Genomic DNA, 25,606 nt, shown 5'->3' with positions numbered 1-25,606 from the left:
CAGGACCGCTGCTCTGGCAAGCGCGGAGTTTACCACCTTGCGCCTGCGGCTGCTCAAGGTCGCTGCGCGCGTCGTAGAAAGTGCTAGCCGCATCCGCATTGCCTTCGCTTCCGCCTGTCCGGATGCCGACCTGTTCCGCGCCCTCGTTCTCCGGCTGAAGCCTGCGCCGACGTAGCCCATGCGGCAGCGCCGCAGAACTCCGAGCCCAGCCCTTCAACCCGAAAAGCCCATCAATCCGAATGCGGTGAAACAAACGCCAGCGATGCCGGTCGTCCGCGCAATACAGCCAGCCGCAGCAAATGCCCAGAGCGGACCCGAAACCGAGCGTCGTGAATAAGAGAGGCTAGCCAATCGCCTCCCTTTGCGCTTATTCGATCCGGCCATGAAGAAAGCGCTCATCGTCCGTCATGTTCCGCGTGAAGGCGCGGCAGGATATCTTCAGCCGATCGAGGCGGCGGGCTATCATATAGAAAGAGTGGACGTGGCGAATCCCGACTTCGCCGGCGTCGATCTGTGCGAGCCTGACTTGCTCATCATGATGGGCGGTCCCATGGGCGTTTACGAGCATGATGCGCATCCCTGGATTCCCCTCCAGATAACCAAGCTGGCGCAGCGGCTGGAACGCGACCGGCCGACGCTGGGCGTTTGCCTGGGCAGCCAGATGATGGCCGCGGCCCTGGGCGCGCCGGTCTATCCCGGCGGCAGGATGGAAATCGGCTTCGCGCCCATTGCTCTCAATGGAACGGGCGCGGCTTCCCCTCTGCGCCATCTGGAGGATGTGCCGGTGCTGCATTGGCACAGCGATACGTTCGACTTGCCGCAGGGCGTGGAATTGCTGGCATCGACCCGGCACTACGCCCATCAGGCATTTCGGCGGGGCGCCAATGTGCTGGCGCTCCAGTTCCATGCGGAAATGGGGGAGGATGCCCGCTTCGAAGATTGGCTGACCCATTTCTGGACCGATCTCGACATGGCGGGACAATGCGGCATCGCCCTGCGCGACGACCATGACAGGCATGGACCGGAAGCGGTGGCGGCTGGCCGGGCCATGATTGCCGAATGGCTTGGAAATATCCGCCAGGATTGAACGCGCGGTCGAAGTCGCGGAGCCGCCTTAAAATTCGTAATCCAACTCTTCGACTTCATCCGGCTCCCGCCGCGCGTCGTCGATCCATTCGCGTATCAGATGCCAGTCGTTGATGGTCCTGCAATAAGCGGCCGAAGCGGGGGACAGCGTGACGGCATAGGTGAGGAAACGCTCCGCCACGGGCGCGAACATCGTGTCCGCCACCGTCGGCTTCTGCCCGAACAGCCAGGGGCCGCCATAGCGGTCGAGACATTCCGCCCATATGGTTTCGATCCGCTCGATATCCGGCCTGGCACCGGGAAAGATCGGGAATTTCTCATGTCGGACCTTGAGATTCATCGGCAGCGCCGATCGCAGATTGGAAAAGCCCGAATGAATCTCACCGGAAACCGACCGGCAATGGGCGCGGGCGATCCGGTCGGCGGGATAGAGGCCGGCCTGCGGGTAAAGTTCATGCAGATATTCCGCGATCGCGAGCGTATCCCACACGCTCGCGCCTTCATGCGTCAGGCGCGGGACCAGCACCGACGGCGAAAGGAGAAGCAGCTCTGCCCTGTTTTCGGGATCGTCGAGCGCGATCATCCGCTCGACGACTTCCAGGCCAGCCAGACGGCACAAGAGCCAGCCCCGCAAGGACCAAGAGGAATAATTTTTGCTCGATAGAGTAAGTTCCGCGACTGCCATGATGTTTTCCCCGTGGAGAAAGGCTTTCAATTGGGTATGATGCGGTGCACCATGAAGCGCTCACAAGGCGTTTTGCGCAAGGCCGAATCGGCACCGGAACGAAAAAAAGGCGCGGCAGGAACGATGCGAATGCTTTATACAGGCTATCAGGCTTGGAATGATATGCTGGCTCCGTCGCGCTGGGGCGCACGGCTGGCGCTGGGCATGAAGGATAGCCTCGGCTCCTTCGCCGATCTGCCGGGGCCGCGCCGCCTTTTTGCCCTGATGGATGTGTTCGAAGGCGCCAAGCTCACGCACAAGCGCCCGTCCTACGACATCGGAACTGTGACCAGTTGCAACGCGGAGGTCGCGGTGAGAGAGGAGGTCGTGCTGGAGATGCCGTTCGGCGATCTTCTGCACTTCGCCAAGGACGATGTCATGACGGCTCAGCCAAAGGTGCTCGTGGTCGCACCGATGTCGGGTCATTTTTCGACATTGCTGCGCAGCACCGTGACGACCTTGCTGCGCGACCATGACGTCTACATCACGGACTGGAAGAATGCGCGGGACGTTCCCCTGAGCGCCGGGCCGTTCGGCTTTGACGACTATGTCGATTATGTCATCGGCTTTTTTCAGGAGCTTGGCCCCGGCGCGCATCTGTTGTCCGTGTGCCAGCCCTGTGTTCCGGCATTGGCCGCAGTGGCGTTGATGGCGGAGGATAAGGACCCGTCCACGCCTCGCTCCATGACGCTGATGGCCGGTCCCATCGATACGCGGACACAGCCCACGGTGGTCAATGAGCTGGCGCAGGACAAGCCGATCGACTGGTTCGAACGGAATCTGATTTCCGTTGTCCCGTTTCGTTTCGCGGGACGCGGGCGGGAAGTTTATCCGGGATTCCTTCAGCTTTCGGCTTTCGTCTCCATGAATCTGGGGCGGCATGGCGCGCAGCATCGCGAACTCTATCAGCTCCTTGCCGATGGAAAGGATGTGGAAGCGCAGCATATCAAGGATTTCTACGAGGAATATTTCGCGGTCCTGGACATGACCAAGGAGTTCTATCTCGAAACCGTCGAACGCGTGTTTCAGCGGACCTTGCTGGCAAAGGGGGAACTGATGCACCGGGATCGGCTGGTCAACCCCGGTGCCATCCGCAAGACGGCGTTGCTGACGGTGGAGGGCGAGAGGGACGATGTCTGCGGCATCGGTCAGACTTCGGCCGCTCATGCGCTTTGCACGGGGCTTCGGCCGCATATGAAACGCCATCACCTTCAGCCCGGGGTCGGCCATTATGGTGTGTTTTCAGGCAGCAAATGGGAAAAGCTGGTTTATCCCCAGGTACGGAACATGATCCTGGCGATGAACTGACGGAGCGGACGGCTAGCTCTCCGGCCTTGTCCATATCCATGCGCCCCCGATCAGGGCAGCGGCGAACGGTATCAGGAACCATGGAAAAGGTGAGAACAGCAGCGCCAGTATCGCGCTGAAAAGGAAAGCGGCCAGCGCGGCCTTTTTCCCCCGGCGGCTGATCGCGCCGCTTTCCCGCCATCGCCGGATATGCGGACCGAAATGGCGATGATCCAGCAAGCGGGCTTCCAGCGAAGGGCTTGAGCGCGCAAAGCAGAAGGCGGCCAGGATCATGAAGGGAACGGTGGGAAGCAGGGGCAGGAACGCGCCGATAGCGCCTAGGCCCAGGGATAGAAAGCCGGAGAGAAGATAGAAGGTCCGGCGCATCAGGCGACGGGCAGCCGCAAGCGGGCCAGCAGGCCGCCCAGATCCTCGCTTTCCTCCAGAGCGACGGAGCCGCCATATATTTCGGCCACGTCGCGCACGATGGCAAGGCCAAGACCGGTGCCCGGCTTGCCCGAATCGAGCCGCACGCCCCGGTCGAAGATGCGGATGCGCTCGGTCTCCGGAATACCCGCGCCGTCGTCCTCCACCAGTATCTCGACCATGTCCCCCTTTTTCTCCACCGTCGCGAAAACGCTGCCTCCGCCATATTTCGCGGCGTTTTCGATGAGATTGCCGAGCATTTCGTCCAAATCCTGCCTTTCGACGCGAACGATGGCGGTCTTGTCGCCACTCATGTCGATGCGCACTTCGGGATACAGGCGCTGAACCGCCCGTTCGACGGCCTGAAGACTGGTCCATAGCTCCGCGCGGCTTTGGGCCGCGCCACGGCGACCCACCGCCCTGGCGCGGGCGAGATGGTGATCGACCTGCCGCCGCATCGTGGTTGCCTCGCGGATCACCGTATCCCCCAGATCGGGCGATTGCGCCGTCGCGGCGTTCATGATGACGGTCAACGGCGTCTTGAGCGCGTGGGCGAGATTGCCCGCGTGGGTCCGCGCTTCCTCCGCCTGCCGCTCATTATGCGCGAGCAGGGCATTCAATTCCTCCACCATCGGCAATACTTCAGCGGGCATCGGTTCGGTCACCCGGCTTTTTTCGCCCGCCCGCATCCGCACGATCTCATGCCGCACTTTGCGAAGGGGCCGCAGGCCATATAAGGTCTGGAGCGTCGTGAGGGCAATCAGCCCCAGGGCGAGCAGGGCGAAGCTCTGGAACAAGGTGGAGCGCAGCGTATGGATTTGCGCGTCCAGCCCATCCCGCGCCGCCGCGACCATGAACATCCATCGGGTATTCGACCCCGGCAAGACGACGGTCCGCTCCATGATCCGCAGATCCTCATCGGGGAACTGCTTGCTGTCATAGGTATGGAAATTCTGGTCGGCATGGCCATGAGATGCCGTGAGCGCCCGGTCCCAGAGGGAACGGGACCGCCAGTCTTCATGGCCCTTGGCGCTGATCTGGTAATAAAGGCCGCTATTGGGTTCGAGGAAGCGCTGATCGGCCAACGGGCGATTGAACAGGACTTCGCCATCGGGACCGATTTCGGCCGAAGCGATCATCGCGGTCAGCACATAGTTGAGGCCATCGTCGAAATTGCGTGTGATTGCGTCCGACAGCACGCGATCCAGCGCTACGCCCCCGCCCAGCAGAAGGACGCTGATCCACAGCGCCGCGACGCCGATCATGCGCCGGCTGAGCGATCCTGTGGAGCGCACCGCGGAAGGCGTGTTGGCTTCCATCATCCCCGTTCACGCGAAGTCGAGACAATTGAGATGCGCCCCGGCCCCGTCCTTCGACTTCGCGCGGGGCGGACAGGGAAGGGGGGTGGGATTATGCCGGTTCGTCCAGACTGTAGCCAAGGCCCCGGATGGTGGTGATGACGTCCGCGCCCAGTTTCTTGCGGATGCGCGTCACGAACACTTCGATCGTATTGGAATCGCGGTCGAAATCCTGATCGTAGATATGTTCGATCAGTTCGGTGCGGCTGACCACCTTGCCCTTGTGGTGGAGGAGATAGGAGAGGAGCTTATATTCCTGTGCGGTCAGCTTCACCGGTTCGCCTTTCAGCGTGACCTTGCCCGATCGCGTGTCGAGCCGCACGTCGCCCGCCGTCAGTTCGCTCGACGCATTGCCCGAAGCGCGGCGGATCAAAGCGCGCAGGCGGGCGATCAATTCCTCGCTCTGGAACGGCTTGGCGAGATAATCGTCGGCGCCCGCGTCAAGGCCCGCCACCTTGTCCGACCAGCTGTCGCGCGCCGTCAGCACCAATACGGGAAAGCCGCGGCCTTCCTTGCGCCAGCGGTCCAGCACGGTCAGTCCGTCGATGGTGGGCAGGCCCAGATCAAGCACCACGGCGTCGTAATTTTCCGTCGAACCGAGAAAATGACCGTCTTCGCCATCGTCCGCCAGATCCACGGCATAGCCCGCGCCTTCGAGCGTATTGCGGAGCTGCTGCCCCAGGCTGGGTTCATCTTCGACGATCAGCAGACGCATAGGACCCCGTTCTTGTTTCGCTGTTTCCGTGCGGCCGCGCCTAGCGCGCCCAGCCCGTTATATCGCCTGTGCGGCCGTCCGCATCAACCCATACCACCTTGCCGTCCTTAACATATTTCAGGCGATAGCGGTTGGAGGAAGGGTTGAATTCGCTTCCCAGATAGGTCGCATTGCCGACCGCGGCGTCAACCCGGCGCTTGATGAGGGAAAAGGGCATGACCTGCCCGTCCAGCATGGCGCGGCGCGCGGCATCCTGTTCGTCGCGCCGGTTTCCGGCCTCGGCCACTGGCGCCATCGCCATGAGGGCGCTCAGCACGCCCAGTCCGGCGATCAGGCTGTTCCTCTTCATCGTCATGGATCATGGCATAGGGCAATGGCATTGAACAACCGGTGAATGGTGCGCGGCGGCAGAAAGGCCGGCGCGACATCGTGCCGCGCCGGCCAAATTTTCAGTGTTCATCGTTCCAGCGCATATTGCACGCTCAGCGTCACCGACGATCCCACCTGTCCGGGTTCGACCGGCGTGGGAACATCGGAGGCCGCTTCCACCTTGAAGCGGGCCGACTGCATCATCGGCATCGGCGGATTGCCGCCGCTGTTGCTTTCCGAGATCGAGAGGAGCCGCGCCGAACGGAAACCTGCCGCCTGCGCGTAGAAATCGGCCTGCGTCTTCGCGCTCTTGAGCGCGGTGACGCGGGCCTGCGCCAGCATCGGTGCGGGATCGTTGACGGAGAAGCTGGGACCGTTGATATTGGTCGCGCCCGCCTTGACCATCGTGTCGAGCAGCGATCCCACCCGTTTCACGTCGCGCAGCTTGACGCTGAGTTGGTTCGACGCCTCATAACCCAGGAAACGCGGGCCGGCCTCAACGCCGTCGCGGTTCGTATAGTCATATTGGGCGTTCAGGTTGATGCCGCTGGTCTGGATATCCTTGCGGGCGATCCCGGCCTTGGTCAGCGCGCCGATCAAGCTGTCCATCTTCGCCGCATTGTCGGTCATGGCCTGCTGAGCGGTAGGCGCGCGGGTCTGAACGCCGGTGCCGACCGTCGCGATGTCGGGTGCGGCCTCGACGGTTTCGGTGACGTTCAGCGTGACGACCGGCGCCGTCTCGGCGATGGTGACGCTGGTCTGGGCGATTGCCGCTACGGGAAGCGCGGCTGCGCCGAGCGCCATCAGGGCGAGAGCGGATTTCATGGGCTTTTCTCCTCTGGAAGCTATGCGGCCTTTTGTATCGGCTGCGATGAATGGACGCTGACATGCGTTGAAAGCCGTCAGACAGCTTCCGGTTCCATGCCCCTCTTGCTCCCGCGCGCGTGAAGCCCTAGCTGCACCGCCATGGCAGCACCGATCCTTTCGTTCGAAAATCTGGGCCTTTCCCAAGGCACCCACTGGTTGTTCCGCGATATCGACATCTTCGTGGGCGAGCGGGACCGGCTGGCGCTGATCGGCCGCAACGGCGCGGGCAAGACGACGCTGCTCAAGCTGCTCGCCGGCCAGATCGAGGGGGATGAGGGTACGCGTTCCGTCCGCCCGGGCGCGCGCGTCATCATGCTGGAGCAGGACCCGGATGTCAGCGCCTTCAAGACGCTGCACGATTTCGCGCTGGCGGGCCAATATGCGCCGCAAGCGCATGAGGTGGAGGCCATCGCCAGCCAGCTTGGCATCGACCTCAGCCGCGAAGCCGCGACCGCTTCGGGTGGTGAGCGCCGCCGTGCCGCCATCGCCCGCGCGCTGGCGAGCGAACCGGACCTGCTGCTGCTGGATGAGCCGACCAACCATCTGGATATCGCCGCGATCGATTGGCTGGAAGGCTGGCTTGGGCGCTATTCCGGCGCATTCATCGTCATCAGCCACGACCGCGCCTTCCTCACGCGCCTGACGCGGCAGACGCTGTGGCTGGATCGCGGGTCGCTGCGGCGCAACGAGATCGGCTTCGGCGGGTTCGAGGATTGGATGGAGGCGGTCTATGCCGAAGAAGCGCGCGCCGCCGAGAAGCTGGACGCCAAGCTCAAGATCGAGGCGCACTGGCTCCAGCGCGGCGTCACGGCGCGGCGCAAGCGCAATCAGGGACGCCTGGCGAAGCTCCACGAGATGCGCGCCCAGCGCGCCGACATGGTCGGGCCACAGGGCGTGGCGAAGATTGCCGTCGCCAGCGACGACAGCAAGACCAAGAGCGTCATCAAGGCCGAGCATGTCACGAAATCTTTCGGCGACCGGGCGCTCATCAAGGATTTCTCGCTCCGCATCCAGCGCGGCGACCGCATCGGCATCGTCGGCGGCAACGGCGCTGGCAAGACGACGCTGCTCAAGCTGCTGACCGGCGAGCTTGCGCCCGACAGCGGAACCGTCAGCCAGGCTAAGACGCTGGACATGATCTTCATCGACCAGCAGCGCAGCCTCATGCAGCCCGATAAACGGGTGCGCGACGTGCTGGCCGAAGGGGGCGACTGGATCGATGTGCGGGGCGTCCGTAAGCATGTCCATGGCTATCTCAAGGATTTCCTCTTCGATCCCTCGCTGGCGGAAGCGAAGGTCGGCACGCTGTCGGGCGGAGAACGCTCGCGCCTGCTGTTCGCGCGGGAGTTCGCGCGCGAATCCAACCTGCTGGTGCTGGACGAGCCGACCAACGATCTCGACCTTGAAACGCTCGACCTCTTGCAGGAAGTCATGGCGGATTATGACGGCACGGTGTTGATCGTCAGCCATGACCGCGATTTCCTCGACCGCACGGTGACGGTGACGCTGGGCCTCGACGGGTCGGGTCATGTCGATGTGATCGTCGGCGGCTATGCCGACTGGGTTGCGAAGCGTCAGCCGCGCAATGCGCCCAGGGCCGGCAAGAAGGCCCCGGCTTCCTCCCCGCCGCCGCCGCGTCCCGCTCCGGCCAAGCTCAGTTACAAGGACCAGCGCGATCTGGACCTGTTGCCCCGGCATATCGAGGAACTGGAAGCCGCCATCGCGCGGGACGAGGAGGCGCTCCACGACCCCAATCTCTATGCCCGCGATCCGAAGAAATTCGATACGCTGACCAGGGCCGTCGAACAGGCGCGCGCCGACAAGGACGCCGCCGAGGAGCGCTGGCTGGAACTGGCGGAAAAGGCCGAGGGGCTGAGCGGTTGAACGTGCGTCCGGGCGAGCGGGGGGAAGCGGTGGCGCCGCCGCGGCCGCATCATGCGGTCCACTATATCAATCGCATCGGCTGGCTGCGCGCCGCCGTTCTGGGCGCGAATGACGGCATCGTGTCCACCGCCAGCCTGCTGACGGGCATTGCCGCGTCCGGCGCATCGCGCGACGCTGTCCTGTTGTCCGGCATCGCGGCGCTGGTCGCAGGCGCGATGTCGATGGCGGCAGGCGAATATGTCTCGGTCAGCGCCCAGTCCGACACGGAGCGCGCCGACCTTGCCAAGGAACGCCGCGCCATTGCCCAGCAGCCGGAGGAGGAATGGGCGGAACTGCGCGACATTTATGTCGAGCGCGGCCTTTCGCCCGATCTGGCGGCGCAGGTTGCGGATCAGTTGATGGCGGACGATCCGCTGGGCGCGCACGCTCGCGACGAGCTGGGCATTTTGGAAGCGACGGCGGCGCGGCCCGTGCAGGCGGCGCTTACCTCCGCCGCGACTTTTGCGGCCGGGGCGATTGCGCCCGTGCTGGCGGCGGCTTTCAGCCCCGCGTCTCGGGCGATCCCCATCGTTGCGATAACCTCGCTGCTCTGCCTTGCGCTGCTGGGTTATGTCGGCGCGCGGCTGGGCGGGGTGAAGCCCCTGCGTTCCGTGGCGCGCGTCGTTTTCTGGGGCGTGTTGGCCATGGCGGTGACAGCGGGAGTGGGCGGGCTTTTCGGCGCGGCCATATGATGGCATGGTCCGCGCCGGCAACCCCCTCAAGGAGACGATCATGTCCGCAATTCAGCAAATCCCCATCAAGACCATCAAGGGCGCCGACGCCAGCCTGGGCGACTATGCCGGAAAGGTGGTGCTGGCGGTCAATGTCGCCTCCAAATGCGGCCTGACCCCGCAATATGAGGGGCTGGAAAAGCTCTACGGCGAGTATAAGGACAAGGGCCTTGTCGTTGCGGGCTTCCCCGCCAACGACTTCGGCGCGCAGGAACCGGGCGGCAACGATGAGATCGCTGCCTTCTGCACCACCAATTTCGGCGTGGATTTCCCGATGTTCGAGAAGATCGTCGTCACCGGCCCGGAAAAACATCCGCTCTATGCGGCTCTCACCAGCGCCCGGCCCAAGGCGCAGGGCGATGGCGATGCCTTCCGCGAAAAGCTCAAGGGCTATGGCATGACGCCCAATCCCGAACCGGAAGTGCTGTGGAATTTCGAGAAATTCGTGATCGCGAAGGATGGCTCCGTCGCCGCGCGTTTCGCGCCGACCACCGCGCCCGACGATCCGGCGCTGATCGCCACGATCGAGGCTGAACTGGCGAAGTGATGGCGCAGCCGCCGTTCCGATGACCGGAGCGGCGGCTTTCCAATCCTGAAAAAGTGCAATCATGCTGTCTTCCAACCCGGATTTCGTGCCCCGGATCGGCACGGTGCTGGAGGTGCTGAGCATCCTTGGCATCTTCGTCTTCGCCGCATCGGGCGCATTGGCGGCGGCGCGCTTGCGTCAGACGATCGTCACCTTCGCTTTTTTCGCGCTGGTGACGGGCGTGGGGGGAGGGACGGTGCGCGACCTGCTGATCGGATCGCCGGTTTTCTGGGTCCATGATGCGGCGCCGGCCATCACCTGCATGGTCGCGGCGCTGCTGGTCTGGATAACGCCGCGTTCCTTCTGGAGCGACCATGCGCTCGACTGGCTGGATGCCGTCGGCCTTGCCGCCTTTGCCGTGTTCGGCGCGGCAAAGGCGTTGAATTTCGGCGTCCCGCCCTTTGTCGCGGGGATGATGGGGGTGGTCACGGGCTGCGTCGGCGGGATCATGCGCGATCTGCTCGCGGGGGAACCGTCCATCCTGTTGCGCCCTGAGCTTTACGTGACGGCGGCGGCGGTTTCATCCGGCTCGTTCGTCCTGTTGCGCTGGTGGGGCATCGATGTGCCCGTTGCCAGCGTCATCGCGGCCTTGCTCGGTTTCGTATTGCGCGCGCTCGCCATAAGGCGCGGGCTGGGCCTGCCCGTCTACCGGGGGATACGTCCAGAATAGCGGGAGGATCGCGAAAATTGTTCGACGGCGCGATTTTTGAGCAGGATATGGGCTGTCCCCTGAACGTCGATCCCCTCCGATGGGCAAGATTCAGCGCCAGAGCGCCGCAAGCGTAGCGAACAGGCCGCGCCTGTCTTCCATGCTCCCCGCACGCGGCGCACCGAATCCCCGGCACTCCAGGCAGTCGGCCTTCATGCCCGCGCCGCTTGCCAGCGCCTTCACGTCGCTGATCGCCTGCATGGCCCAGCGCCGCTGGAGCATCGCTTGCCGCGCCAGCATGTCGCGGGAACTGCTTTTGTCCTCTTCTTCGCGTTCGATCATGGACTGGATGAACTGGGCGAACTTGTCCGGTTCCTTCTCGATGCGATAGGGCCGTGCCGAAGCCGGATCGATCTTCGCCAGCCGCGCCGCTTCGGCGATAGCGTCCTCCAGCCCGCCGAAACGGTCCACCAGGCCGATCTGCCGCGCGGTTCCGCCGTCCCAGACCCGGCCCTGCGCGATGGCGTCGATCTCCCCCGGGGTCTTGCGCCGCGATTGGGCGACGAGGCCCAGGAAGCGGCCATAGATGTTCTCGATGCTCATCTGCATGATCCGGTCGAATTCGGGCGTGGTGCCTCCCGCGAGATCGGGCTGTCCCGACAGCGGCGTGGTCCGCACGCCGTCGGTGGTGATCCCCATCTTTGCCAGTGTGCCTTCAAAGCTCGGCAATATGCCGAACACGCCGATGGACCCGGTGATCGTGCCCGGTTCGGCAAAGATCATATCGGCCGGCGTCGACACCCAATATCCGCCGCTCGCCGCCACATTGCCCATGGAGACGACCACGGGCAGTCCCTTGGATTTCGCTTCCATGATGGCGCTGCGGATCTTTTCCGACGCCATCACCGATCCGCCCGGCGAATCGACCCGGACCACCAGCGCCTTCAGATCCTTTTCCGCCAACGCCTTGTAGAGCAGGTTGGAGATCGTATCGCCCGCCGCGGCGCCCGGCCCGCCTTCTCCATCCACGATGTCGCCCGCGACGGTGAGGACGCCGATTTGCCCGTCATTGGCGGGTTTGCGCGCCTTTACATAGCCGGCAAGGTCGATGCTCGCGAAACCGCCTGCCCGCTTTTCCGAAGACCGGCCCGCGACTTCGGCCACCCGCCGCCCGAAAGCGGTTTCATCGCCCAGCCTGTCGACCAGTCCGGCGCTTTCCGCCGCCTTGGCCAGATTGCCTCCGGCCCCCAGCGCCGCCTTCCCCGGATCGGCTACATAGGCCGCCAGCTTCGCCTTGGGACGGGCTTTGGCGACTTCCTCCTGCCAATCCTGCCACAGCGCATCGGCGAGCGCCTGATTGGCCTGCTTCGCTTCGGGCGATTGGTCGGAGCGGATGAAGGGTTCGACGAAGCTCTTATAGGTGCCGACGCGGTAGACATGGGTGTTGATGCCCAGCTTGTCGATCAACCCCTTGTAATAGAGCGCCGACCCGCCGCGCCCCATGATGGCGACGCCGCCCAGCGGATCGAGCCAAGTTTCGCTGGCATGGGCGGCCAGTTGATAGCTGTCGTCGCTGTAGAGGGTAGCGAAGGCGAAGACCGGTTTCTTCGCCGCGCGCACGGCATCCAGCGCCTTGCCCACCCGTTCCAGCGCGACCTGTCCGCCGCCCATGAAGCCGTCCAGGTTCAGCACGACCGCCTTCACCTTGCCGTCGTCCTTCGCCGCTTCCAGCGCGGTCACGATGTCGGACAGGCGATATTCCTTCGCCTGCGGGCCCGAGCCGGACAGCAGCGCCATCGGATCGATCTGGACAGGCTGTTCAACGATGGTGCCGTCCAGGTCGAGCGTCAGCGCGCCCGCCGCGACGCTTTTCGCGGGCTTGGGCGACCAGGACAGCGCCGCATAGAGCAGGCCGAAGAACAGCAGCAGGAACAACAGCACCAGCCCATCCTTGATCGCGACCAATATGCGCCATGCGCCCTTTATGAATGCCAAGTTGCCGGTTCCTCTTGCTTGTCCTGCGTCAGGGCTATCCTATCGCCTGAACGACTGCAATGTGGGGCGAAAGGCCGCAGCGACAAGCTTGCGCCCGCGATTTCCCGCGCTATGGGAAAGCGCATCCCACGGCCTTCCCAGCAAGGAGACGCGTTTCATGCCCACTCTCGTCCTTATCCGTCATGGCCAGTCGGCCTGGAATCTGGAAAACCGCTTCACCGGCTGGTGGGATGTGGACGTGACGGAAAAAGGCGCGGAAGAAGCGCGCGCCGCCGGACGCCTGATGGCGGAAAAGGGGCTGGATTTCGATCAGTGCTTCACCTCCTTCCAGACCCGCGCGATCAAGACGCTCGACCTCGCGCTGGAGGAAATGGGCCGGTTATGGCTGCCGGTCGAAAAGGACTGGCGCCTGAACGAGCGTCATTATGGCGGCCTCACCGGCCTCAACAAGGCGGAGACGGCGGCGAAGCATGGCGAGGCTCAGGTGAAGATCTGGCGCCGCAGCTTCGACGTGCCGCCCCCGCCCATGGAGCCGGGCAGTGAATTCGACCTGACGAAGGACCGCCGCTATGACGGCATCGCGATCCCATCGACGGAATCCTTGAAGGACACCATCGCCCGCGTCCTGCCTTATTGGGAAAGCCGCATCGCGCCGGAATTGAAGGGGGGCAAGCGCGTACTGATCTCCGCCCATGGCAATTCGCTTCGTGCGTTGGTCAAGCATCTTTCCAACATTCCCGATGACGAGATCACGGAACTGGAAATCCCGACCGGCCAGCCCATCGTCTACGATCTGGCGGATGACCTGACGGCGAAGGACCGTTACTACCTGTCGGAACGGTAGGGCGGCACGCACGATCTCCGTTCGTTTCGAGCGAAGTCCAGAAACGGACATGAATGCATGTTGTTTAGCATATCCGCATTGCCCCTTGGCGGTCCGCCCGCTAAGGGGCTTTGCTTTCCGGGCGGTTTCGGGCCGCTCCTTGACGGGAAGCATGAGGAATGAGCGGGGGTAGTGCAGCCGCGCAAGTCGGCATCATCATGGGCAGCCGGTCCGATTGGGAAACGATGCGCCATGCCGCCGAAACGCTGGAAGCGCTGGGCGTCGCCCATGAATGCAAGGTCGTATCCGCCCACCGCACGCCCCAGCGCCTCTATGACTATGCCACCGGCGCGGTGGGCCGCGGGCTGAAGGTCATCATCGCGGGCGCTGGCGGGGCGGCGCATCTGCCCGGTATGGCGGCTTCCATGACGCGCCTGCCGGTGCTGGGCGTGCCGGTCGAATCCAAATCCTTGAAGGGCATGGATTCGCTGCTTTCCATCGTCCAGATGCCCGGCGGCATTCCCGTGGGCACGCTTGCCATCGGCAAGCCCGGCGCGATCAATGCCGCGCTGCTCGCCGCCTCCATTCTCGCCACCACCGATAGCGCGCTGGCGGGGCGTCTCGACGCCTGGCGCGCAAAGCAGACCGACGATGTCGCGGAGACGCCCGAATAAGATGACGACCATCGCGCCCGGTTCCACCATCGGTATCCTCGGCGGCGGCCAGCTTGGCCGGATGATCGCCATCGCCGCCGCGCAGCTTGGCTATCGCACCCACATCTATGCGCCCGAAGACGGCGGCCCGGCGGCCGATGTCTCCCCATGCTGGACACAGGGCGCGTATGAGGACGCCGCGGCGCTCGCCGCCTTCGCCGATGCGGTCGATGTCGTCACCTATGAGTTCGAGAATATCGACCCTTCCGCTGTCGATGTGCTTGCGGACCATGGCCTCGTCCGGCCCGGCGCGCAGGCGCTGCGTGTCGCGCAGGATCGCCTCGCCGAAAAGCGGTTCGCCAGCGGCCTGGGCGGCCTCACTGCGCCTTTCGCGCCGGTTGAAAGCCTGTCCGATCTGGAGAGTGCCATTGCCCGGATCGGCGGACGCGCGATCCTCAAGACCAACCGCATGGGCTATGACGGCAAGGGGCAGGCGCGGCTCGGCCGGCCTGGTGATGCCGCCACGGCTTGGGACGCCATCGGCCGCCAGAGCGCCATCCTCGAAGGGTTCGTGACGTTCGAGGAGGAGTTTTCCGTCATCCTCGTGCGTGGCGTGGATGGACAGGTTCGCTTCTGGGATTCCGCCGCCAATGTCCATGTCGACGGCATCCTCGCCACATCCACGGTGCCCGCCGGGCCGCTGATCGAAGGACAGGTGGAGCAGGCCCGCGCGCTGGCGCGGAAGGTCGCGGATGCGCTGGATTATGTCGGCGTTCTGACGCTTGAGTTCTTTGCCAGCGCCGCCGGCCCGGTCTTCAATGAAATGGCGCCCCGCGTCCACAACAGCGGCCACTGGACCATCGAAGGCGCGCTCACCAGCCAGTTCGAAAATCACGTCCGCGCGATCTGCGGCCTGCCGCTTGGGGATACGGGACTTGCCGCCGGTGGCGCGCAGATGCGGAACCTGATCGGCGCGGATGCCCATGACTGGCAGGCGATCCTGTCCGATCCGGCCAATCACCTGCATCTCTATGGCAAGCATGAAGCGCGGCCCGGTCGCAAGATGGGCCACGTCACCCGGCTGATCCTGTGACCGAAGAGCCGGAAATCGTCCTGATCCTGGCCCGCGCCGACAATGGTGTCATCGGCCGGGACGGCGACCTGCCCTGGCGCCTGCCCGCCGACCTCAAGCGTTTCAAGGCGCTTACCCTGGGCCATCCCATGATCATGGGCCGCAAAACCTTCGACAGCCTGCCGGGTCTGCTCCCCGGCCGCCGCCACATCGTCATGACCCGTGATGAAAGCTGGGCAGGGCAGGGGGCGGAAGTCGCCCATGACGTCCAAAGCGCCCTGCGTTGCGCCGCCGCGCCCATCGTCATGGTGATCGGCGGCGCGGACATCTATCGCCAGTTCCTGCCGCTGGCGGACTGCATCGAACTGACCGAAGTGCATATCGACGTGGATGGCGACGCGCTGATCCCCTATCCCGACTCCGCCGACTGGGAAGAGGCGGCTCGCGAAGATCATGAAGCGGCGGACGGCCGTCCCGCTTATGCCTTCGTCACTTTCCGGCGGCGCGCGCGCCCATGACCGGCACGCATTGCGTCGCGCCGGTCCTGTCCCTATAGCCCGCGCCATGGAGCGGCTGGAAAGCGGTGCGCCGATCCCCGCGCATCTGCGCGGGTCGATCATGGCGCTGGGCAATTTCGACGGATTTCATCGCGGTCATCAGGCCGTGGTTTCCCGTGCGATAGACTGGGCGAAGGCGGAAGGGCGTCCGGCCATCGTCGCCACCTTCGATCCGCACCCCATGCGCTTCTTCCAACCCGACACAGCGCCCTTCCGCCTGACGACGCTCGACCAGCGGCAGGCTTTGTTCGGGCGATCCGGTGCGGATGCAATGATGGTCTTTGCCTTCGACGCCGCCCTGTCGGCGCGCACGGCGGAGGATTTCGTGCACCTGCTGGCCCGTGACATGGGCGTCGCAGGCGTCGTCACCGGCCAGGACTTCACCTTCGGCAGGGGCCGGCGCGGCACCGTCGGGCGACTCGCTGAACTGGGCGCCGCAATGGGAATGACGGCGCAGGCTGTGCCGCCCGTCATCGGCAGGAATGGCACTGTCATTTCCTCCAGCCGCATTCGCGAAGCGCTCAAAACCGGTGATTGCGAGACCGCCACGCGCCTGCTCAGCCGCCCTTTCGCCATTCAGGGGAGGGTCCAGCATGGCGACAAGATCGGCCGCACCATCGGCTTTCCGACCGCCAATATCGACCTCGGCACATATTTGCGCCCGGCCTATGGCGTCTATGCCGTGCGCGGGCTGCTGCCCGATGGGCGCGTGTTGGACGGCGCGGCGAACCTGGGCATCCGCCCCAGCTTCGATCCGCCCAAGGAGTTGCTGGAACCGTATTTCTTCGACTTCTCCGAAAGCCTCTACGATCAGGTGATCGAAGTGCAGATGATCCACTATCTGCGGCCGGAAGCGAAATATGAAGGGATGGACGCCCTGATGGCGCAGATTGCAAAGGACTGCGACGATGCGCGGCAAATCCTTGCGGGAACGCCCCACCTCGCTTAATGCCGCGCGGATAATTCAGCATATAGCGTAATTGCGCGGACCCTTCATGACCGATCAGCCAGATTATAAATCCACCGTTTTCCTTCCCGTCACCGACTTTCCGATGAAGGCGGGCCTCGCGCAGAAGGAACCGGCGATCCTCGCGCGGTGGGAGGCCATGGACCTCTACGGCAAGCTGCGCGAGCGGCGGAAGGGCCGGACACGCTTCATCCTGCATGACGGCCCGCCCTATGCCAATGGCGACATCCATATGGGCCATGCGATGAACAAGGTGCTCAAGGATATCATCGTCCGCAGCCAGTCGCTGCTGGGCAAGGATGCGCCCTATGTGCCCGGCTGGGACTGCCACGGCCTTCCGATCGAATGGAAGATCGAAGAGGAATATCGCAAGAAGAAGCAGAACAAGGACGAGGTTCCCGCGCAGGAGTTTCGTGCCCAGTGCCGCGCCTATGCGGACAAGTGGGTCGGCGTGCAGAAGGAGCAGTTCAAGCGTCTGGGCGTGATGGGCGACTGGGACGATCCCTATCTCACCATGAAGTTCGACGCCGAAGCGACCATTGTCGGCGAACTCCTCAAATTCGCGGAGAGCGGCCAGCTTTATCGCGGCGCGAAGCCCGTCATGTGGTCCCCGGTCGAAAAGACCGCGCTGGCCGAGGCGGAAGTGGAATATGAGGACATCGTCTCGACCCAGATCGACGTGGCGTTCGAGATCGTGGAAGCGCCCAACGCGCCTGAACTGGTCGGCGCCCATGCGGTGATCTGGACGACGACGCCGTGGACGATCCCGGTCAATCAGGCTTTGGCTTACGGGCCGGAAATTGAATATGTCGCCATGCGGGCGGGTGGTCGCGTCATTCTAACCGCTGCTGATCTCTGGAATGATTTTGCCCAGCGCGCTGGAACAACGCCTTGGCTTTCGGAAGGCGCTGGCTGGACTGTTGCTTGGACTGGCAGAGGCTCCGACCTCGCCCGTGCCGTCGCCCGTCATCCCATGCACACCCTCGGCGGCTTCTTCGCCAAGCCGCGCCCGTTCCTCCCCGGCGATTTCGTGACCACCGACGCGGGCACCGGCCTTGTCCACATGGCGCCCGACCATGGTGAGGACGACTTCGCGCTCTGCAAGGCGCACGGCATCAACCCCGTCTTCGCAGTCGAAGGCGACGGCAAATATCGCGAGGACTGGCTCTGGCTCGGCGGGCAGGGGAGCGTCATCAACGCCAAATTCGTCAGCAAGGACGGCCCGATCTGCACCGACCTGCGTGAAGTAGGCGGCCTGCTCGCCGCGTCGGATGACTTCAGGCACAGCTATCCCCATAGCTGGCGGTCCAAGGCGAAGATCATCTTCCGCTGCACTCCGCAATGGTTCATCCCGATGGACAAGCCGCAGGACGGTGTGCCGGTCGATGTCGACGGCAGCTTCCTGCCCACGCCCGTCATTGTCGGCAACGGCCCGACGCTGCGCGACGTGGCGCTCGACGCCATTGCTCACACCCGCTGGGTGCCGGAGCGGTCGACCAATCGTATCCGTTCCATGGTGGAGGGCCGCCCGGACTGGGTGATCTCCCGCCAGCGCGCATGGGGCGTGCCGATCGCGCTCTATGTTCATCGCAAGAGCGGCGAATATCTGGTTGATAACGCAGTAAACGCACGCATCATCGAAGCCTTCAAGCAAGGCGGCGCTGACGCATGGTTCGGCGCGGATCATCAAGCGCTGCTCGGTCCGGACTATGATCTGGCCGACTATGAGGTGGTGAACGACATCCTCGACGTCTGGTTCGATTCCGGCTCGACCCACGCCTTCACCGTCGAGGCGCGCTATGGCGAGGACGTTCGCGCCGACCTCTATCTCGAAGGCTCCGACCAGCATCGCGGCTGGTTCCAGTCCTCGCTGCTCGAAAGCTGCGGCACGCGCGGCCGCGCGCCCTATGACGCCGTGCTGACCCATGGTTTCGCGCTCGACGGACAGGGCCGGAAAATGTCCAAGAGTCTGGGCAATGTCGTCGATCCGCTCAAGATCATGGCCGAAAGCGGCGCTGACATATTGCGCGTCTGGGTCGCCAGCACCGACTATTTCGACGACGTCCGCATCGGCAAGGAAGTGCTTGCCGGATCGTCCGACGCCTATCGCAAACTTCGTAACACTTTCCGGTATTTGCTGGGCGCTCTTTCCGACTTCTCGGAAGAAGAGAAGCTGCCCGTCGGCCAGATGCCGGAGCTGGAACGCTATATGCTCCACCTCCTCGCGGGCCTCGACGCGGAATTGCGCGGCGTGGTGGACAAGGCGGCGCACAGCGAGAATTGGCTGGAGTTCAGCCGCTACACCCGCGCGTTGATGGACTTTGCGAACAGCGACCTGTCGGCCTTCTTCTTCGACATCCGCAAGGACTGTCTCTATTGCGACGCGAAGTCGGACCCCAAGCGCCGCGCCTATCGCACCGTGCTCGACACGCTGTTTCATGCGCTCGTCCGCTATGCCGCGCCGATCATCCCCTTCACCGCCGAGGAAGTGTGGCAGAGCCGTTTCCCCGATGAGGAGGAAAGCGTCCATTTCCTCGAATGGCCCGAAGTGGACCGGCATTGGTCCGATCATGGCCTGGGCGGGAAATGGGCCGAAATCCGCAATCAGCGCGATCAGGTGAACGAAGCCATCGAGCCGCTGCGCCGGGAAAAGATCGTTCGTTCCAGCCTGGAAGCGGATGTGGCCATGGGCGAACTGGTCCCCGTGGGCGATGTGGACTTTGCCGAGGTCGCCATCGTGGCGCGCGTTGAAATGGGTGTCGGCGACGGCATCATCGTCAAGCCGTCGCAATGGCATAAATGCGGTCGTTGCTGGCGGTTGCTGCCGGAGGTGAAGGAAGACGGCGCGCTGTGCGGCCGCTGCGACGGGGTGCTGAAGGCATGACTGTTCCCGCCGTCAATCATCGCCCCCTGGGCCTCACCATCGCGGTCGTCACGCTCGCGGTGGACCAGCTTGTCAAATATACCGCCACCTATCCGCTGGCGCTCAAGAGCCGAGGGGAAGAGGGCATCGACATTCTGCCGATCTTCCGCCTGCGCTGGCTGGAAAATCGGGGCGTTTCGATGGGCTTCTTCCATGCGGATACGGACCTGATGCGCTGGCTGCTGGTGGGCATGACCATGCTGATCGCGATCTTCGTCGGCATATGGATGTGGCGGGAAAAGGCACGGCAGGACGTCGCGGCGCTGGGCCTCGTGCTGGGCGGGGCGATCGGCAATATCGTCGATCGCGTGAGGCTGGGCTATGTCATCGATTATGCCGATCTCCATTTCGGCGAATGGCGGCCTTTCCTGATTTTCAACCTGGCCGACGCGGCGATCACCATCGGCGTGCTGATCCTGCTTGCGCGCGCGCTTTTGCTGCGCGAGAAGGGCGCAAAGACGGAGTCATTGAACTGATGCGTAAACTGATCCTCGCCGCCGGCCTTGCGGCTTCCCTGTCCGCCTGCGGTTCTTCGGGCCTGCTCAACCGGGACCGTCCCGATGAATTCGCCGTGTCGCGGCAGGCGCCGCTCGTGATTCCGCCCGACTTTGCGCTGGTCCCGCCTGCACCCGGCGCGCCTTCGGCTGCTACCGTGGATTCAAGCCGCGCCGCGATGGAAGCGATGTTCGGCGGTCCGGCAGCGCGCAGCCCGACCGAAAGCGCCGCGCTTTCCGCGGCGGGGCGCGGCAATGCGGCCCCCGGCATCCGTTCGTCCGCGGGCGATCCGGCAACGGATGTCGTGGAAAAGGGGGAAACCACTCGCGACATCATCGCCGCGCCGGAAGGCGACGGACAGGATGCGCGCGCTTCCGTTCCCCAGCAATAAGACAGCGGTGATCGATGGGCCGGGATGATATCCGGCCCAAAAGATCGTGAAAACAGCCCGCTATGGGCTATCTTCCACAAATATTTTCAGCCGCGCCAATGTGGCATCCCATTGGGCGCCGACCTTGGCGAGCCAGAGCCGGGCGTCCTCGATCGCCTCCCTTCGCAGGACGAAATGCACCTCGCGGCCGGAGCGCGTCCGCTGGACCAGCCCCGCCCGGCGCAACACGTTCAGATGCTTGGCCACGGCTTGCCTGCTTATCGGCAGGTCTTCCCCTATTTGCGCGATGGATCGTCGCCGACCGTCCGCCAGTTGCACGATGAAGCCCAATCTCGTCTGATCGCCCAGGGCAGCGAACAGGCGCGCCGGATCGGACTGCTCAGCCGGCGACATAATCGCGGATGTTCCCGACCTGCTCGGCCCAGCCGCCCTCATTGTCGCGCATGACATTGGTACGGCGCGGTTCGGGCACCTTGTCGAAGCCGCTTTCCGTAACGGTGAGGCGCGTGCCGCCCTCCATGGGCTTCAGCACGAACTCGACCAGCGTCCATTCCGGAACGGGAACGCCGCTGTCCATCAGTTTCTTGTCGCCGCCCGTCGCGGGCCATTCGAAGGCAAAGCGCGCCATCGGTTCCATGGCCAGCACGCGCGCCTCCCAGGAATAATCCTCATAGCCGGGATAGGTCATATGCCCGGTGGAGAGCTTCCCCACCTCGAACGGCTGGTCAAGCGCGACACGGAACCACGCGCCGAATTTCTCATGATCGACAAGAGCATCCCAGACCCGGTCCACGGGCGCGTTGATGTCGATCGTCTTGACGATGGAATCGGTCATATGTGCAACCTCCTGGTTGCTTATGGGGCAATGAAGGAGGAAATGCAACCAATAGGTTGCCTTTCATGATCAGGACGGCTTATAGGCTATCCGGGCCTTTCCCCTTGCGCGGACGGGCAGATGCAGCCCTTGTCCGAAAGCCTTGATCTGCCCGATTTCCACCTGTTCCAGATCGGTCGTGATGAGGAAATCCCCCATCCGCTTTTCATCGATGGCCCGCCGGATCTTGCCCAGAAGCTCCGCGATATCGTTGGAAAAATTCTGGGTGAGGGACTGGGCGATGAGGGTGCTGACGGCGGGGCTGTTGCCCAGCGCCAACAGCAGATCGCCGCTCAGGGCGTCCGTATTCCCCGCCACGGCCAGCGCATCGAAATGGACTTTCGGCGAATTGGGTGCGTTGCGGGGAATGGCGGTGATCCATATCCTGCCGTGCACTTCATCCGCTTTGCCGCGGGCCTCCGGTCGAGCCGCCAGGGTAAGGCCCACCGCAATGCGGCCGCCGTTCGTTCCATAGGCTTCGACCTTGTCGAACCGCGCGACGACCGGCCCCACGGTGGGCAGGCGGAACGGGCGGTGCGAACGCTTGGTCAGCGCGCGCATGATGACGGGTTCCAGTTCCGCATAGTCGGCGGTCACGGGAATGAAGAAATGGAATTGTCCATCCGCCTTTGCCGAGGCCGGCGGTGGAAGCGCGGTCGGCTCCACTGGGCGGGGCCGGTTGCCGACATAGGTTTCCGTGACTGCTTCGATGCCCAGGTTGAACCGCAACCGGCTTTCCCGCATCGCATAGCCGTTATAGAGAATCCGGAGCGGCGTGACGCGCATCCAGACGGGCGGATTTCTTTCATTCAGTTGGACGGACGTGAAACTTTGCCGCCAGAGCCGCTCGACCTGCGCCGGCAGGTTCGCCCGGGACAGCGTGCGCGGCAGATCGCGTTCCAGATTCCGGACGACGGGGCGCAGTTTCCGGTCCGCTTCGTCGGTGAAGGTGATGCGCTGCCCCAGGAAATCGATTCCCGGCGCCTGGGTCCAGTCATAATGCAGGCGAACCGTCCCGTGCGGCTTCCAGTCCTTGCCGATGTCCAGCCTGATCCGCGCGCGCGCCAGAGCGGAGCCGGTCGCCGTTTCTCCCTTCAATATCCCGCCCACGTCGCGCGCGCTGATCTGCGCGTGGATGGGGATGTCGGCGACGATGTCCTGTCCTTCTCCCCGCAAATGGACAGGCCCCCTGGTGACGACGCCCACGATCGTGCAGCTGATCGCGGGCGTGACGTTCAGCTTCGCGCCCAGGATCTTGACGCGCTGCGGCGGGATGCAGCGGGGGGAATGCCGGTTGATTGTCCATAGCTGGCGCGGAATGGCCTGTTCCACGGCATGACGTATGGCGCTTGTATCGACATCGACCGGAACGGACAGGATCGAGGATTCGCGGGGAACGGGAACCGGATCATGGGCGCGGGGCGGCGCTTGTGCCTGCTGCGGCCTTGAACAGCCGCTTCCCAGTCCCGCAAGGCAGAGAAGAAGGAGGGCTAGGCGCGGAACGGGGAATGGCGGGGGTTTCCCTTGCCTGGATCGCGCCACCAAATCCCTTCCTCCTTCTGAACAGATCGCAACGCTCGGTTTCCGCGGGACGCGGCAAACTTCATTCTGTTCCGCCGCTCGCGGAGCGGCGCAGGAAATCAGGCCCGTGCCGTTTCGACGCCCGCGCTGTTGTGGCGCAATGCGGTCAGTACCGTATCCACGATGCCTGCGGCGTCCAGTTTCGCGTCGGCATATTGCTTTTCGGGCTTGTCCTGATCCTGGAAAATGTCCGGCAGGCGCATCGTCCTGAGCTTCAGCCCGTTGTCGATAAGCCCGCAGTCGCTCGCAAGCGTCAGCACATGGGCGCCAAGCCCGCCGATCGCGCCTTCCTCGATGGTGACGGCCACCTCATGCGTCGTCAGCAGCCTGCGGATCAATGTTTCGTCGAGCGGCTTGGCGAAGCGCAGATCGGCGACGGTCGTGGACAGGCCCTTGGCCTCCAGCGCTTCCGCCGCTTTCAGGGCCTCCTCAAGCCGCGTGCCGAGCGACAGGATCGCGACCTGCCGCCCTTCGCGGACGATCCGCCCCTTGCCGATTTCCAGCCGTTGCGGAACGGCCGGGAGGGCAACGCCTACGCCGTTCCCGCGCGGATAGCGCACGGCGGCCGGCCCATCGTCATGCAGGGCGCAGGTGTGGACCATGTGGACCAGTTCCGCTTCGTCGGCCGCCGCCATGACGACCATGTTGGGCAGGGTGGCGAGATAGGCTATGTCGAAGCTGCCCGCATGGGTGGACCCGTCCGCGCCGACCAGTCCGGCCCGGTCGATGGCAAAGCGCACGGGCAGATTCTGGATCGCCACATCGTGCACCACCTGATCGTAGGCGCGCTGGAGGAAGGTCGAATAGATCGCGCAGAAAGGCCGCATACCCTGCGCCGCCAGCCCCGCCGCGAACGTCACCGCATGTTGCTCCGCGATGCCCACATCGAAGGAACGGTCCGGAAAAGCCTCCGCGAAGCTGTCGAGGCCCGTGCCCGACGGCATGGCGGCGGTGATGGCGCAAATCCGCTCGTCCCGTTCCGCCTCGGCGATCAGCGCCTTGGCGAAAACGCTGGTATAGCTGGGCGGTCCGGGCGGCGCCTTGGCCTGCGCGCCCGTGACGACGTCGAATTTCTGGACGCCGTGATATTTGTCGGCGGCCGCTTCGGCGGGGGCATAGCCCTTGCCCTTCTGCGTGACGACATGGATCAGGCACGGCCCCTCGGCGGCATCTCGCACATTTTCGAGGACCGGGATCAACTGGTCCAGATTATGCCCGTCGATGGGACCGACATAGTAGAACCCCAGTTCCTCGAACAATGTCCCGCCCATCGCCATGCCGCGCGCGAACTCGTCGGTCTTGCGCGCGGCATTGTGCAGCGGGCGGGGCAGCTTTCGCGCGAATCGCCTCGCCAGGCCGCGCAGCCCCAGAAATTCCCGACTGGATACCAGGCGGGCCAGATAGGCCGAGAGTCCGCCGACAGGCGGTGCGATCGACATGTCGTTGTCATTGAGGATGACGATCAGCCGATTGCCTGCCGCGCGGGCGTTGTTCATCGCCTCATAGGCCATGCCGGCCGACATCGCTCCGTCGCCGATCACCGCTATGGCCTTGCCCGGCCTGTCGGCGAGCTTGTTGGCGACCGCAAAGCCCAGCGCCGCGCTGATCGATGTCGAGCTGTGCGCGGCCCCGAAGGGATCATATTCGCTTTCGGCGCGCCGGGTAAAGCCGGACAGGCCGCCGCCCTGCCGCAACGTGCGGATACGATCGCGCCGCCCGGTCAGGATCTTGTGCGGATAGCATTGATGGCCCACGTCCCAGACCAGCTTGTCCTCCGGCGTGTCGAACACATAGTGGATCGCCGTGGTCAATTCCACGACGCCCAATCCCGACCCCAGATGCCCGCCGGTCACCCCGACCGCCGAAATCACTTCCTGGCGCAGTTCGTCGGCCAACTGCGCAAGCTGGTCGGGGTTGAGGCGACGCAGATCGGACGGCCATTGAACCTGGTCGAGCAGCGGCGTGGAAGGGTTGTTCATCGAAGGCATATACTCATCAAGCCGCTAGGCCGTTCCGGGCCGGAAAGCAACGCGGGGGATCAGGCCGCGCATTTCGCGCATGTGCCCAGTATCTCGATCACCGGGCGCTCTGGACGGAAACCTTCATGCTCGGCCAGGGCGCGCACGTCGCCTGTCACCTTGTCGTCGTCGACATGGGTGGCCTGACGGCAGTTGCGGCACACCAGGAATATGCAGTCATGATGGCAGCCGGGATGGGCATTGGCGAGATAGGCGTTCGCGCTTTCCACCCGCATCGCTATGTTGTTCGCGACGAACAGGTCCAGAATCCGGTAGACGCTGTTGGGGGCGACCCGCTTTCCACGTGTCTTTGAAACCGTATCCGCGATGTCATAGGCCGAAGCGGGCCTTTCCTCCGCGGCGAGCGCGTCGAAAATGGCGGCGCGCATCGGTGTCCATTGCTCGTTCTGCGCCTGGAGCGTGGCGCGTGCGGCGTCAGCCAGCTTGGCGCCGGTCGGTTCGCGATGGTCGTGATGATGATGATCGGCCATGGGCTTCAATCTAAGCTCGCAATGGGCCTGGAGCAAGGGCGCAAC

At 64.1% G+C, this 25,606-nt stretch carries 27 protein-coding genes; 15 read left to right on the top strand and 12 right to left on the bottom strand.

The genetic code is table 11. From position 1 onward, the window contains the following. Positions 1 to 175 (top strand): transposase (locus IQ35_RS02440; RefSeq protein ID WP_199739889.1); only part of this gene is annotated, 175 nt, incomplete at its 5' end. 207 nt (positions 176 to 382) lie between these two features. Then, entirely contained in the window at positions 383 to 1,087 is a 705-nt protein-coding gene (locus IQ35_RS02430; protein WP_145071843.1) for a glutamine amidotransferase, read from the top strand. Positions 1,088 to 1,114: 27 nt separating this feature from the next. On the opposite strand, the gene IQ35_RS02425 is transcribed toward IQ35_RS02430, so the two are convergent. Beyond that, positions 1,115 to 1,771 carry a glutathione S-transferase gene (locus IQ35_RS02425; RefSeq protein ID WP_145071842.1) on the bottom strand — a complete coding sequence of 219 codons (657 nt, stop codon included), beginning with the start codon at positions 1,769 to 1,771 and terminating at the stop codon, positions 1,115 to 1,117. 123 nt (positions 1,772 to 1,894) lie between these two features. Here IQ35_RS02425 and IQ35_RS02420 point away from each other — a divergent pair, with 123 nt between their 5' ends. Beyond that, positions 1,895 to 3,118: a polyhydroxyalkanoate depolymerase gene (locus IQ35_RS02420; protein WP_040602566.1), complete on the top strand. Its 1,224-nt coding sequence runs from the start codon at positions 1,895 to 1,897 to the stop codon at positions 3,116 to 3,118. 12 nt (positions 3,119 to 3,130) lie between these two features. On the opposite strand, the gene IQ35_RS02415 is transcribed toward IQ35_RS02420, so the two are convergent. From IQ35_RS02415 to IQ35_RS02395, 5 genes are all read right to left on the bottom strand, one after another. Beyond that, a complete protein-coding gene (locus tag IQ35_RS02415; protein WP_021243782.1) occupies positions 3,131 to 3,484 on the bottom strand; it encodes a YbaN family protein in 354 nt (117 codons plus the stop codon). Further along, a complete protein-coding gene (locus tag IQ35_RS02410; protein ID WP_031290603.1) occupies positions 3,484 to 4,788 on the bottom strand; it encodes a sensor histidine kinase in 1,305 nt (434 codons plus the stop codon). Before IQ35_RS02410 ends, IQ35_RS02415 begins: the two co-directional genes overlap by 1 nt. A 145-nt stretch (positions 4,789 to 4,933) precedes the next feature. Beyond that, positions 4,934 to 5,596 (bottom strand): response regulator transcription factor, encoded by a 663-nt coding sequence (locus tag IQ35_RS02405; RefSeq protein WP_021243784.1) that lies wholly within the window; start codon positions 5,594 to 5,596, stop codon positions 4,934 to 4,936. A gap of 40 nt (positions 5,597 to 5,636) precedes the next feature. Next, the gene (locus tag IQ35_RS02400; RefSeq protein ID WP_174401667.1) at positions 5,637 to 5,945 is read right to left on the bottom strand and encodes a hypothetical protein; all 309 of its coding nucleotides are present in this window, start codon (positions 5,943 to 5,945) and stop codon (positions 5,637 to 5,639) included. A 107-nt stretch (positions 5,946 to 6,052) separates the two neighbouring features. Further along, positions 6,053 to 6,790 carry an SIMPL domain-containing protein gene (locus IQ35_RS02395; protein ID WP_145071841.1) on the bottom strand — a complete coding sequence of 246 codons (738 nt, stop codon included), beginning with the start codon at positions 6,788 to 6,790 and terminating at the stop codon, positions 6,053 to 6,055. 141 nt (positions 6,791 to 6,931) lie between these two features. Here IQ35_RS02395 and IQ35_RS02390 point away from each other — a divergent pair, with 141 nt between their 5' ends. From IQ35_RS02390 to IQ35_RS02375, 4 genes are all read left to right on the top strand, one after another. Further along, positions 6,932 to 8,716, top strand: coding sequence for an ABC-F family ATP-binding cassette domain-containing protein (locus IQ35_RS02390; RefSeq protein ID WP_145071840.1), 1,785 nt, complete (start codon positions 6,932 to 6,934; stop codon positions 8,714 to 8,716). Between the two features lie 2 nt (positions 8,717 to 8,718). Continuing rightward, entirely contained in the window at positions 8,719 to 9,447 is a 729-nt protein-coding gene (locus IQ35_RS02385) for a VIT1/CCC1 transporter family protein (RefSeq protein WP_145071879.1), read from the top strand. Between the two features lie 40 nt (positions 9,448 to 9,487). After that, positions 9,488 to 10,033 (top strand): glutathione peroxidase, encoded by a 546-nt coding sequence (locus tag IQ35_RS02380; RefSeq protein ID WP_031290605.1) that lies wholly within the window; start codon positions 9,488 to 9,490, stop codon positions 10,031 to 10,033. A 61-nt stretch (positions 10,034 to 10,094) separates the two neighbouring features. Next, the gene (locus IQ35_RS02375) at positions 10,095 to 10,742 is read left to right on the top strand and encodes a trimeric intracellular cation channel family protein (RefSeq protein WP_021243790.1); all 648 of its coding nucleotides are present in this window, start codon (positions 10,095 to 10,097) and stop codon (positions 10,740 to 10,742) included. 90 nt (positions 10,743 to 10,832) lie between these two features. On the opposite strand, the gene sppA is transcribed toward IQ35_RS02375, so the two are convergent. Further along, positions 10,833 to 12,716 carry a signal peptide peptidase SppA gene (gene sppA / locus IQ35_RS02370; RefSeq protein WP_021243791.1) on the bottom strand — a complete coding sequence of 628 codons (1,884 nt, stop codon included), beginning with the start codon at positions 12,714 to 12,716 and terminating at the stop codon, positions 10,833 to 10,835. A gap of 157 nt (positions 12,717 to 12,873) precedes the next feature. On the opposite strand from sppA, the gene gpmA reads away from it, so the two are divergent. The 8 genes from gpmA (at position 12,874) to IQ35_RS02330 (ending at position 20,597) form a co-directional block, all read left to right on the top strand. Then, complete coding sequence (gene gpmA, locus IQ35_RS02365) at positions 12,874 to 13,560, top strand: 2,3-diphosphoglycerate-dependent phosphoglycerate mutase (protein ID WP_031290607.1); 687 nt, start codon at positions 12,874 to 12,876, stop codon at positions 13,558 to 13,560. Between the two features lie 158 nt (positions 13,561 to 13,718). After that, a complete protein-coding gene (gene purE, locus IQ35_RS02360) occupies positions 13,719 to 14,213 on the top strand; it encodes a 5-(carboxyamino)imidazole ribonucleotide mutase (protein WP_021243793.1) in 495 nt (164 codons plus the stop codon). Between the two features lies 1 nt (position 14,214). After that, positions 14,215 to 15,285, top strand: a complete 1,071-nt coding sequence (locus IQ35_RS02355) for a 5-(carboxyamino)imidazole ribonucleotide synthase (protein ID WP_021243794.1) — start codon at positions 14,215 to 14,217, stop codon at positions 15,283 to 15,285. Beyond that, on the top strand, positions 15,282 to 15,782 hold the full coding sequence (locus IQ35_RS02350; RefSeq protein ID WP_145071839.1) for a dihydrofolate reductase: 501 nt from the start codon (positions 15,282 to 15,284) through the stop codon (positions 15,780 to 15,782). Before IQ35_RS02355 ends, IQ35_RS02350 begins: the two co-directional genes overlap by 4 nt. Before the next feature lie 46 nt (positions 15,783 to 15,828). Next, complete coding sequence (locus IQ35_RS02345; protein ID WP_021243796.1) at positions 15,829 to 16,770, top strand: bifunctional riboflavin kinase/FAD synthetase; 942 nt, start codon at positions 15,829 to 15,831, stop codon at positions 16,768 to 16,770. A 46-nt stretch (positions 16,771 to 16,816) separates the two neighbouring features. Next, positions 16,817 to 19,672 (top strand): isoleucine--tRNA ligase, encoded by a 2,856-nt coding sequence (gene ileS / locus IQ35_RS02340; protein ID WP_145071838.1) that lies wholly within the window; start codon positions 16,817 to 16,819, stop codon positions 19,670 to 19,672. Continuing rightward, positions 19,669 to 20,187 carry a signal peptidase II gene (lspA, locus tag IQ35_RS02335; protein WP_145071837.1) on the top strand — a complete coding sequence of 173 codons (519 nt, stop codon included), beginning with the start codon at positions 19,669 to 19,671 and terminating at the stop codon, positions 20,185 to 20,187. The genes ileS and lspA overlap by 4 nt, the downstream gene beginning before the upstream one ends. Then, entirely contained in the window at positions 20,187 to 20,597 is a 411-nt protein-coding gene (locus IQ35_RS02330) for a DUF3035 domain-containing protein (RefSeq protein ID WP_021243799.1), read from the top strand. The genes lspA and IQ35_RS02330 overlap by 1 nt, the downstream gene beginning before the upstream one ends. Positions 20,598 to 20,657: 60 nt before the next feature. Here the strand turns inward: IQ35_RS02330 and IQ35_RS02325 are convergent, their stop codons facing one another. The 5 genes from IQ35_RS02325 to IQ35_RS02305 form a co-directional block, all read right to left on the bottom strand. Continuing rightward, positions 20,658 to 20,990: an ArsR/SmtB family transcription factor gene (locus IQ35_RS02325; protein WP_145071836.1), complete on the bottom strand. Its 333-nt coding sequence runs from the start codon at positions 20,988 to 20,990 to the stop codon at positions 20,658 to 20,660. Then, the gene (locus IQ35_RS02320) at positions 20,977 to 21,432 is read right to left on the bottom strand and encodes an SRPBCC family protein (RefSeq protein ID WP_145071835.1); all 456 of its coding nucleotides are present in this window, start codon (positions 21,430 to 21,432) and stop codon (positions 20,977 to 20,979) included. Before IQ35_RS02320 ends, IQ35_RS02325 begins: the two co-directional genes overlap by 14 nt. Positions 21,433 to 21,501: 69 nt before the next feature. Further along, positions 21,502 to 23,013, bottom strand: coding sequence for a DUF4403 family protein (locus tag IQ35_RS02315; protein ID WP_184204842.1), 1,512 nt, complete (start codon positions 23,011 to 23,013; stop codon positions 21,502 to 21,504). Positions 23,014 to 23,111: 98 nt separating this feature from the next. Beyond that, entirely contained in the window at positions 23,112 to 25,040 is a 1,929-nt protein-coding gene (gene dxs / locus IQ35_RS02310; protein WP_021243803.1) for a 1-deoxy-D-xylulose-5-phosphate synthase, read from the bottom strand. Positions 25,041 to 25,090: 50 nt separating this feature from the next. Beyond that, positions 25,091 to 25,561 (bottom strand): Fur family transcriptional regulator, encoded by a 471-nt coding sequence (locus IQ35_RS02305; RefSeq protein ID WP_021243804.1) that lies wholly within the window; start codon positions 25,559 to 25,561, stop codon positions 25,091 to 25,093. Positions 25,562 to 25,606 lie beyond the last annotated feature (45 nt).

Origin of the sequence: Sphingobium wenxiniae (assembly GCF_007830065.1) — a bacterium.
GTDB classification, from domain to species: domain Bacteria; phylum Pseudomonadota; class Alphaproteobacteria; order Sphingomonadales; family Sphingomonadaceae; genus Sphingobium; species Sphingobium wenxiniae.
The sequence above is the reverse complement of the archived record's forward strand: the minus strand, read 5'-3'. Positions and strand labels throughout refer to the sequence as shown.